This window comes from Streptococcus lactarius (assembly GCF_016642265.1).
Classification (GTDB): Bacteria; Bacillota; Bacilli; order Lactobacillales; family Streptococcaceae; genus Streptococcus; species Streptococcus lactarius.
On record NZ_MRXX01000010.1, the window covers coordinates 1 to 9716 of the forward strand.

11 protein-coding genes are annotated in these 9716 nt (G+C 43.3%); 3 read left to right on the forward strand and 8 right to left on the reverse strand.

The window, feature by feature from the left end:
* Positions 1-31 precede the first annotated feature (31 nt).
* The 8 genes from BTU61_RS07635 to BTU61_RS07670 form a co-directional block, all read right to left on the reverse strand.
* On the reverse strand, positions 32-988 hold the full coding sequence (locus BTU61_RS07635) for an ABC transporter permease (protein WP_200773030.1): 957 nt from the start codon (positions 986-988) through the stop codon (positions 32-34).
* Positions 988-2049 carry an ABC transporter permease gene (locus BTU61_RS07640; RefSeq protein ID WP_200773031.1) on the reverse strand — a complete coding sequence of 354 codons (1062 nt, stop codon included), beginning with the start codon at positions 2047-2049 and terminating at the stop codon, positions 988-990. The genes BTU61_RS07635 and BTU61_RS07640 overlap by 1 nt, the downstream gene beginning before the upstream one ends.
* Positions 2042-3577 carry an ABC transporter ATP-binding protein gene (locus tag BTU61_RS07645; RefSeq protein WP_200773032.1) on the reverse strand — a complete coding sequence of 512 codons (1536 nt, stop codon included), beginning with the start codon at positions 3575-3577 and terminating at the stop codon, positions 2042-2044. The genes BTU61_RS07640 and BTU61_RS07645 overlap by 8 nt, the downstream gene beginning before the upstream one ends.
* Positions 3578-3708: 131 nt before the next feature.
* Entirely contained in the window at positions 3709-4770 is a 1062-nt protein-coding gene (locus BTU61_RS07650) for a BMP family lipoprotein (protein WP_200773033.1), read from the reverse strand.
* A gap of 76 nt (positions 4771-4846) precedes the next feature.
* A complete protein-coding gene (locus BTU61_RS07655) occupies positions 4847-5236 on the reverse strand; it encodes a cytidine deaminase (RefSeq protein WP_200773034.1) in 390 nt (129 codons plus the stop codon).
* Positions 5223-5885 carry a deoxyribose-phosphate aldolase gene (deoC, locus tag BTU61_RS07660; RefSeq protein WP_200773035.1) on the reverse strand — a complete coding sequence of 221 codons (663 nt, stop codon included), beginning with the start codon at positions 5883-5885 and terminating at the stop codon, positions 5223-5225. Before deoC ends, BTU61_RS07655 begins: the two co-directional genes overlap by 14 nt.
* Positions 5886-5902: 17 nt before the next feature.
* A complete protein-coding gene (locus BTU61_RS07665; RefSeq protein WP_200773036.1) occupies positions 5903-7180 on the reverse strand; it encodes a pyrimidine-nucleoside phosphorylase in 1278 nt (425 codons plus the stop codon).
* Positions 7168-7770, reverse strand: a complete 603-nt coding sequence (locus tag BTU61_RS07670; RefSeq protein WP_200773037.1) for a class I SAM-dependent methyltransferase — start codon at positions 7768-7770, stop codon at positions 7168-7170. Before BTU61_RS07670 ends, BTU61_RS07665 begins: the two co-directional genes overlap by 13 nt.
* 89 nt (positions 7771-7859) lie before the next feature.
* On the opposite strand from BTU61_RS07670, the gene coaA reads away from it, so the two are divergent.
* The 3 genes from coaA (at position 7860) to BTU61_RS07685 (ending at position 9700) form a co-directional block, all read left to right on the forward strand.
* A complete protein-coding gene (gene coaA / locus BTU61_RS07675; protein WP_200773038.1) occupies positions 7860-8780 on the forward strand; it encodes a type I pantothenate kinase in 921 nt (306 codons plus the stop codon).
* A gap of 95 nt (positions 8781-8875) precedes the next feature.
* Positions 8876-9124 (forward strand): 30S ribosomal protein S20, encoded by a 249-nt coding sequence (gene rpsT / locus BTU61_RS07680; RefSeq protein ID WP_187540669.1) that lies wholly within the window; start codon positions 8876-8878, stop codon positions 9122-9124.
* Positions 9125-9190: 66 nt separating this feature from the next.
* Positions 9191-9700, forward strand: coding sequence for a DNA topology modulation protein (locus tag BTU61_RS07685; protein WP_200773039.1), 510 nt, complete (start codon positions 9191-9193; stop codon positions 9698-9700).
* Positions 9701-9716: the final 16 nt, after the last annotated feature.

Consider the following 9716-nt stretch of genomic DNA (forward strand, 5'->3'; position numbering starts at 1 on the left):
TAGGACTTTTGTCCCAACCTCTCTCTTCGTATTATTTAGATTTAATATAGTTGACACCATCTGCTTTTGGCGCAACGGCTTGTCCAAAGAAGGCAGCTAAGACAACCATGGTCAAGACGTAAGGTGCAATTTGCAAGTAAATAGATGGGATCCCTTTAAGTAATGGCAATTGGTTCCCGATAACGGCCAAACTTTGAGAAGCTCCAAAGAAGAGACTGGCCAGCATGGCACCGATTGGGTTCCATTTCCCGAAAATCATAGCGGCAAGGGCGATGAATCCAGGTCCAACAATGGTCGTGGCAGCAAAGTTGACTGAAACTGACTGCGCATAAATGGCTCCGCCGATCCCTGCAAGGGCACCTGAAATCATGACACCGAAATAGCGCATCTTGTAGACATTGATTCCCAAAGTATCTGCTGCTTGTGGGTGTTCCCCTACAGAACGCAAGCGCAAACCAAATTTGGTTTGGAACATGATAAACCATGCAACAAATGAGAAGAGAATGGCAACCCATCCAATCAGGCTAGTCCCCTTGAAGAAGATATCGCCGATAACAGGAATATTTGATAAAACTGGGATCGATGTTTTCCCAAATCCAAATTGAATATTATCTGTTTGCCCCTTGTTATAGATGGCTTTGACAAGAAAGACAGCTAATGGTGTTGCCATCAAGTTCAAGACTGTCCCAGAGACAATGTGGTCCGCCCGGAAGTGAACCGTAGCCACCGCATGAATCAAAGAGAAGAGAATCCCAATGATAGCTGCGACTAGCAAGGATGCCCATGGCGTGAATTTTCCAAATGTAGAGGTGAAATTCAAATTGAAGAGAATTCCCGCAAAGGCTCCCATCACCATGATCCCTTCAAGACCAACGTTAACAACCCCAGCATGTTCTGAGTAAGCCCCTCCGATACTTGTGAAGATCAGCGGTGCTGCATACACAATCATAGAGGAAACAAGAATACTTAAAATCGTTACAATACTCATTAGTTTGCTCCTCCTTTTTTAGCTGAACGTATGGACAGCATCTTTTCGATAATGTAGTGGGCACATACAAAGAAGATAATGGATGCTGTAACAATTTGAACGACTTCTTCAGGGATGGCAGCTGGCTTCATACCAACTCCCCCAATTTGAAGCGCTCCAAACAAGAAGGCAGCAAATGGAATACCAATTGGCGAATTTATGGCAAGAAGGGCAACGGCCATTCCGTTAAATCCAACACTCATTGAGCTGGCTTGAACGTATACATTTGAGTAAATACCAAGACCTTCTACAACCCCACCAATACCAGCAAGTGCACCAGAAATAATCATAGAAAGGATGATAGTCCGTTTTGCTGACATACCAGCATATTCAGCCGCATTGGAATTGAGACCAACGGCACGAATTTCAAAACCGAGTGTTGTTTTCTTCATCAAGAACCAGATGACCACCACTGCGATGATGGCAAAGAAGATCCCGATGTTCATTTGTGATTTGTCTGTCAAATTACGCAACCACTCCGTCTGGTAGACAGCGTTGGCTCCCACATCAACGGTTGAGTCCTTGTTTTTCATCAAGGAAGCTGGGAAGCTATGAATCAAGGCATTCCCTCCATAGAGAACAATGTAGTTCATCATAATGGTGATGATGACCTCACTGGTTCCGAGATAGGCACGAAGGAAACCAGGAATCGCTCCAATAAATCCACCTGCGATAGCCGCAATCAAAACGGTCATCGGAATCATCAGTAAGCGAGGCATATTTGGGAAGGAAAGGGCAAACCAAGTCGCCATGATCCATCCAGCAAAAGCCTGACCAGGAAGTCCGACGTTAAAGAAGCCGGCCCGGCTGGCTACTGAAAAACCAAGAGCAACTAAAATCAGTGGTCCCATGGCGCGGGAAATATTTCCCCAACTCTTAATCGAACCAAAGGCTTTCTTGAACAGCAATTCGTATCCCCAAAGGGCATCATAGCTGAAGGCCCACATGATAATGGCTCCTAAAACCAATCCTAAGAGGACGGACACCAATGGAACCGCAATTTGCTTTAGATTCTTATTCATTTGATGCTTCCTCCTTCACTTCTCCACCTGCCATAAGGATTCCAAGTTCTTGTTTATTGGTTGTTTCAGGGGTCACGATCCCTTGGATCTTCCCATCATGAATCACCGCAATACGGTCAGAAACATTCAAAATTTCATCCAATTCAAAGCTAACAACGAGGACAGCTTTTCCATTATCCCGCTCTTGAATCAACCGTTTATGGATGTATTCAATCGCCCCAACGTCCAACCCACGAGTTGGTTGGCTGACAATCAAAAGATCTGGGTCACGATCAATTTCACGGGCAATAATGGCCTTTTGTTGGTTCCCTCCAGAAAGTGCCTTAGCTGGTACCACTTCGCTGGCTGCACGAACGTCAAATTCTTCCATCAATTTCTTAGCGTATGAAGTAATCTTTGGATAGTTGAGAATCCCATTCTTGCTAAGAGGTTCTTTGTAGTAAGTTTGAAGGGCAATATTTTCAGAGATCATCATATCAAGGACCAAACCATCCCGATGACGGTCCTCAGGAACGTGCCCAACCTTCATCTCAGTGATTTGACGGGGACGAAGTCCCACAACTTCCTTGCCTTTAATCTTGATCGAACCAGATTTAACCTTTCGAAGACCTGTAATGGCTTGGATCAGCTCAGACTGACCATTGCCATCAATCCCTGCGATCCCAACAACTTCACCAGCACGCAGTTCCAAGGATAGATTCTTCACAGCTGGAATCCCACGGTTTTCATTCACAACTAAGTTTTCAATCGACAAGACGACTTCTTTTGGCTGAGAAGGACCTTTCTCCGTTTTGAAGGAAACAGAACGACCGACCATCATTTCAGCCAGGTCTTGGTTAGTAGCACCCGCTATATCAACTGTTTCAATGGATTTACCACGACGAATAACTGTAACACGATCCGAAACCGCACGAATTTCATCCAACTTGTGCGTAATCAGGATGATAGACTTTCCTTCATTCGCTAAGTTTTTCATGATCGTCATCAATTCTTCGATTTCCGCTGGGGTCAATACCGCTGTCGGTTCATCAAAGATCAAGATGTCAGCTCCACGATAGAGGGTTTTTAGAATTTCCACACGCTGCTGCGCACCAACTGAAATGTCCTCAACTTTCGCATTTGGATCCACCGCCAAACCATATTTTTTTGACAAGGCCAAAATATCCTCACTGGCTTGCTTAAGATCCAATACACCATGCTTGGTGGTTTCAGAACCAAGGATGATATTTTCAGCAACCGTAAAGGCTTCTACCAACATAAAATGTTGGTGCACCATTCCGATCCCTAAAGAGGCAGCTTTTGAAGGTGAGTCAAGGGTAACAGGTTCCCCATTCACCAAGATGTCTCCACTCGTTGGTTCCAACAAACCAGCCAGCATATTCATCAAGGTAGATTTCCCTGCACCATTTTCTCCAAGAAGTGCATGAATTTCGCCTCTGCGCAATTGAAGATTAATCTTATCATTTGCTACAAATTCACCAAATTTTTTGGTAATTTCACGCATTTCAATGACATATTGTTGTGTCATGTGGTGTGTTTCCTTTCAAAGAATTTTTATTTCAATAAAACCTGTTAGTGGAACTGACAGATTTTATTGAGACAAAAATGTCTCAATTTAAAAGAAACGGCCCTTGAAGGTCGGGCCGATCCAATCAAACATTATTTTTCAGGAACTTTAAGTGAACCGTCAAGGATTTTAGCTTTGGCATCTTCGACAGCTTTTTTAGCATCTGCAGAAAGGTTGTCCGTTGTCAAATCAACACCACCATCTTTCAAGCTATAAGTAATCACTTTACCACCAGGGAATTTACCATCGGCAGTTTTCTTAGCCAAGTCTTTAACAGATTCTCCGACTTTCTTCAAGCTTGAAGCCAATACGAAGTTAGATTTTTTACCATCTTTAGAAGTGTATTCACCTTCAGCTTTTTGGTCACGGTCTACACCAAGAACCCAAACTTTTTCATCTTCATTTTTCTTTTCGTTCAAGTCTTTTGCTTCAGAGAAGACACCAGCACCAGTACCACCAGCTACTTGGTAGATAACGTCCGCACCTGCAGCATATTGAGCAGCAGCAATTGTTTTACCTTTAGCAGAGTCACCGAATGAACCAGCGTAGTCTACTTGAACTTTGATAGAAGGGTCAACAGATTTAACACCAGCTTCAAATCCAGCGCGGAAACGTGTGATAACTTCACTTTCCATACCACCTACGAAACCAACATGTTTTGTTTTAGTTGTTTTCGCAGCTGCGACACCTGCAAGGTAACCAGATTCGTTATCAGCATAGACAGCAGATGCTACGTTCTTTTGTCCTTCAATACGGTCATCGATGATGACGTAGTTCACATCTTCGTTGTCTTTTGCAGCTTTTTTAACAGAGTCGCTCAAGGCAAAACCAACACCAAAGATCAATTTGTAGTCATTAGAAACAGCTTCATCAAGGTTTGTCGCATATTGAGACTCGTCTTGTGATTGGAAGTAATCAAATCCATTCCCTTTTGAAAGTCCGTTTGCTTTCCCCCAAGCTTGCAAACCTTCCCAAGCAGATTGGTTGAATGATTTATCATCCACACCACCAGTATCGGTTACGATAGCAGCTTTCAAATCTGTTTTAGCATCTGAGTTTGCGCTACCTTTCTTAGAAGCACGGTTTCCACATGCTGCAAGTCCGATAGCAGCGACAGCTACTAGACCAAGGCCTAGCCATTGTTTCTTGTTCATTACTGAACCTCCTAAATTATTGTGCAACATTGTTGCGAAGTATTGAAAGGGTCAAAAGACCGCCTCACAGGCCCTACTAGCTAAGGTCTGTAAAGGAATATGGAAGTAATTCCTTGACCGTCATCACGACCGTCGATTTATCTTTAGAAACTAAGGTCACCGGAAGATCTGGCTCAAAAAACTCAGCCATAACTTGGCGACAGGCACCACAAGGGGAGATCGGCTTTTCTGTCTGTCCATAAACAATTAATTCTTTAAAGGAGCGAGCCCCTTCAGAAACTGCCTTAAAGATCGCCGTGCGCTCTCCACAATTGGTTAACCCAAAACTTGCATTTTCAATATTCACACCCGTATAGATCTGGTCATCCTTGGTCACAAGGACTGCACTAACCGGGAAATGAGAATAGGGCACATAAGCCTGCTGGCTCACTTCTACTGCCAAATCAATCAGCTCAGTAGTCGCCATGCGCTAATTGTCCTTCCATGATCGCTACACCTGATGAGGTACCGATGCGAGTCGCCCCCGCTTCGATAAAGGCCAGAGCATCTTCGTAAGAACGAGCTCCACCAGAAGCTTTGACACCCATATCTGGTCCAACAGTTTGGCGCATCAAGGCTACATCTGCCACTGTTGCTCCACCTGTTGAAAATCCAGTTGAGGTTTTGACAAAATCAGCCCCAGCTGACTTGGCGATCTGACAAGCAGCAATCTTTTCGTCATCTGTTAAGAGGCAAGTCTCAATGATGACTTTGACCAACTTGTCACCACTTGCTTCAACAACTGCTTGGATATCGTCCTCAACTAGTGCTAAATTCTTAGACTTTAAGGCGCCGATGTTGATGACCATATCAATCTCATCGGCCCCGTTTTGAATCGCATTCTTTGTTTCAAAGGCTTTGACAAATGGGGTAGTCGCTCCCAAAGGAAAACCAATTACCGTACATACTTTAACGTCTGAATCTCGCAAGCCCTCTGCTGCAAAATTGACCCATGTAGGATTGACACAGACGCTAGCAAACTCATAAGACTTCGCTTCTTCAATCAGTTTTTCGATTTGATCTTGTTGTGCATCTGGTTTTAAAAGAGTGTGATCAATATATTTATTTAACTTCATACAATCTCCTGAGTTGTTTAAGATATTATCTCAATAATTTCTTTAACGTTTTCAGCCTTATCTAATATTTTAACATTTTTTTTGAAATCTGTAACGCATTCTTGTGAATTTTTTTCATTCATGTAGATCCGAGCGATTCGTTCGCCTTTTCTGACAGGCTCTCCTACCTTTTTATCAAAGACAATTCCAGTTTCATAATCCAGTGGATCCGACTTGACAGCCCGCCCTGCACCAAGTCTCATGGCAAACAAGCCAAAGTCCATCGCAGGCAGAGCAGCAATAACTCCGTCTTGATCTGCTGTCACTTCTAGCACTTGATCTACTTTGACTGGGCGATACAGATCTTCTAAGTTTCCGCCTTGTGCCTCGACCATTTCTTCAAATTTTTTCAAAGCAAGTCCATTGGTTAAATGTTCGTGAATGGCTTCAATCGACTGGTCCACATGGGCCAATTGCAACATGATTTGAGCTAATTCACAGATGAAGCTTGTCACGTCTTCTCTACCCTGACCTTTGAGAATGTCAAGGGCTTCCAAAATCTCTAAACGGTTGCCAATACTGGTTCCCAAAGGCTGGCTCATATCGGTAATAACTGCAACGGTCTTACGACCAACTGCATTTCCAAGATCTACCATGGTTCGAGCCAAGCGACGAGCATCTTCGATATTTTTCATGAAGGCTCCTTCGCCCACCGTCACATCTAGGAGAATCGCATCTGCTCCTGCCGCAATTTTCTTACTCATAACAGAACTTGCAATCAAGGGAATGGTATCTACCGTTGCGGTAACGTCACGAAGAGCATACAAGAGTTTATCAGCCTTTACCAGTTGGTCCGATTGGCCAATAACAGAAAGGTCGATTTCTTGTACCTGTTGGATAAATTCTTCTTGGCTCCGCTCAATCTGGAAGCCTTTGATGGATTCCAATTTGTCAATGGTTCCGCCAGTGTGGCCCAGGCCACGCCCACTCATCTTGGCGACAGGCACCCCAAAACTTGCAACCAAAGGCACCAAGACCAAGGTTACCTTGTCTCCGACACCTCCCGTTGAGTGCTTGTCCACCTTGATTCCCGGAATAGCAGATAGATCAAACTGTTGGCCTGTTTCCACCATCTTCATGGTCAAATGAGAGATTTCTTCTGTCGTCATCCCTTTAAAATAGACCGCCATAGCAAAGGCAGCCATCTGGTAGTCAGGAACACTTCCAGACACGTACCCTTCAATCAGCCATTCAATTTCTTTTTGACTTAAGGCAAGGCCATCCCGTTTCTTCTGAATGATATCTACTGCGCGCATAATTCTTTCTCACTTCTTAAAATATAGTAACCCTTGTCTTTTTTTACGATCTCACAATTGCCGAAAGTTTCTTCCATCTTGGCTTTGGCACTTGGAGCTCCTTGTTTTTTCTGAATGACAATGGTCAAATCCCCACCTGGTTTCAAATGGTCAACACTGCCTGTGATCACCTGATGAACCACCTTTTTACCTGCACGAATGGGAGGATTACTAATCACATGGTCAAAGACCCCTTCCACTGCTTCATAGACGTTAGACGAAAAGATTTGCGCTTCCACTTGATTGCGAGCCGCATTTTTTTGAGCTAGTTCCAGTGCTCGCTCGTTCACATCTACCATCGTCACAGCAACTCCCTGCGCCTTCGAAAGAGACAGGCCAATCGGACCATAGCCACATCCAACATCAAGGACGCTTTCTCCCTTTGAAAAATCAAGGGTCGACAAAAGAACTTGGCTCCCAAAGTCAATCATTTTTTTACTAAAGACACCTGCGTCCGTATAGAAATTCATCTTTTGTCCCAGTAAAACAACTGCAAGATCATGAATGTCATGAGCTGCATCTGGGTTCACATCGAAATACATTTTACTCATAAAGTCATTTTATCATAAATAAAATCATTTTTAAATCGTTTACATGACTTCCAAAAATTGGTATACTAAAGACTGCATAGGAGGGACATATGGACAAAGAATTCCTACATTTTGAAAAAATCAGCAGAGCAACCTGGCAGCAATTACACCGCAAAACCACCCCACCTCTCTCGCAAACCGAGCTCAATTCCATTAAGAGTTTTAACGACCGAATTAACCTACAGGATGTACGCGATGTCTACCTTCCTCTAACCAACTTAATCGGGATTTACAAGCGCTCCAAAGAAGACCTGGCCTTTTCAAAGGGAATTTTCCTTCAAAAGCCAAGTGAAGGCCAACCTTTCATTATTGGCGTTTCAGGCAGTGTCGCTGTTGGGAAATCAACCACCAGTCGTTTGCTACAGATTCTTCTGTCACGGACCTTTGCAGGCTCAAGCGTCGAATTGGTCACAACAGATGGCTTTCTCTATCCGAACCAGACCCTAAAGGAGCAAGATCTCCTCAACCGCAAGGGCTTTCCTGAAAGTTATGATATGGAGTTGCTTCTTCATTTTCTCAACCAAATTAAGAATAATAAGAGTGTTGAGATTCCCGTCTACTCCCACGAGATTTATGATATTGTCCCAGATGAGAAACAGACGATTTTACCTGCTGATTTTGTCATCGTCGAAGGGATCAATGTCTTTCAAAATCCGCAAAATGACAATCTCTACATGACAGATTTCTTTGATTTTTCCATCTATGTGGATGCTGCGGTGGAGGATATCGAGTCTTGGTATATTGATCGCTTCCAAAAGCTCCTCAAACTGGCCCATAATGATCCCAAAAACTACTATTATCACTTTACAAAGCAACCTCTCGAAGAAGTCCTAGAGATGGCGCACCAGGTCTGGGAATCCATTAATCTGGTCAATCTGCAGCATTACATCCAACCAACCAGAAACCGGGTCGATCTGATCCTCCATAAAGCCACTAACCATGAAATCGATGAAATCTATCTAAAACGCTAACTAATTCCTGTTTCAGAGCCACTTTTTTAAGGAAAAGCCATTTTAGGCTTGTCAAATCTTAACTTTTCATATATAATGAGATAGTTAGATTATCAATGGAGGTGAATAACTTGGCAAACATTAAATCAGCTATTAAACGCGCTGAATTGAACGTTAAACAAAACGAAAAAAACTCAGCTCAAAAATCAGCTATGCGTACTGCAATCAAAGCTTTTGAAGAAAACCCATCTGAAGAACTTTACCGCGCTGCTAGCTCAGCTATCGATAAAGCAGAAACTAAAGGTTTGATCCACAAGAACAAAGCTGGTCGTGATAAAGCACGTCTTGCAGCAAAACTTGGCTAATCAAGAATTGCATACAAAATGAGCTCTACGGAGCTTTTTTTGTGCCAAAATTTTAAGGAGAGCCTCATGAAAATCGTTATTATCGGCTATTCTGGAGCAGGCAAATCCACCTTGGCTGGAGCCTTATCTCGCCACTACTCCATCCCCAAGCTTCATATGGATACCCTTCAATTTCAACCGGGATGGATAGACAGTGACCGGGATTGGATGGAGGGACAGATGAAACAGTTTCTTAGCCAACATAAAGACTGGGTCATTGATGGCAATTATTCATGGTGCTGTTATGAGGAAAGAATGGAGCAAGCAGACCAGATCATCTTTCTTAATTTTTCTCGATGGAACTGTCTATATCGAGCTTTCAAACGTTATCTAAAATACCGTCATAAAACTAGAGAAAGCATGGCTCCAGGTTGTCCCGAAAAGTTTGACTGGGAATTTATCAGCTGGGTTCTCTGGAAGGGACGGCGCCAGACAGCACTAGCAAGATATAAGAGAATCCGTCAAACCTTTCCTCAGAAATTCTACGAATTAAGGAACCAAAAAGAACTCGATAAATTTCTAAAATCAATTGAATAAAAGAGGCTGGGACAAA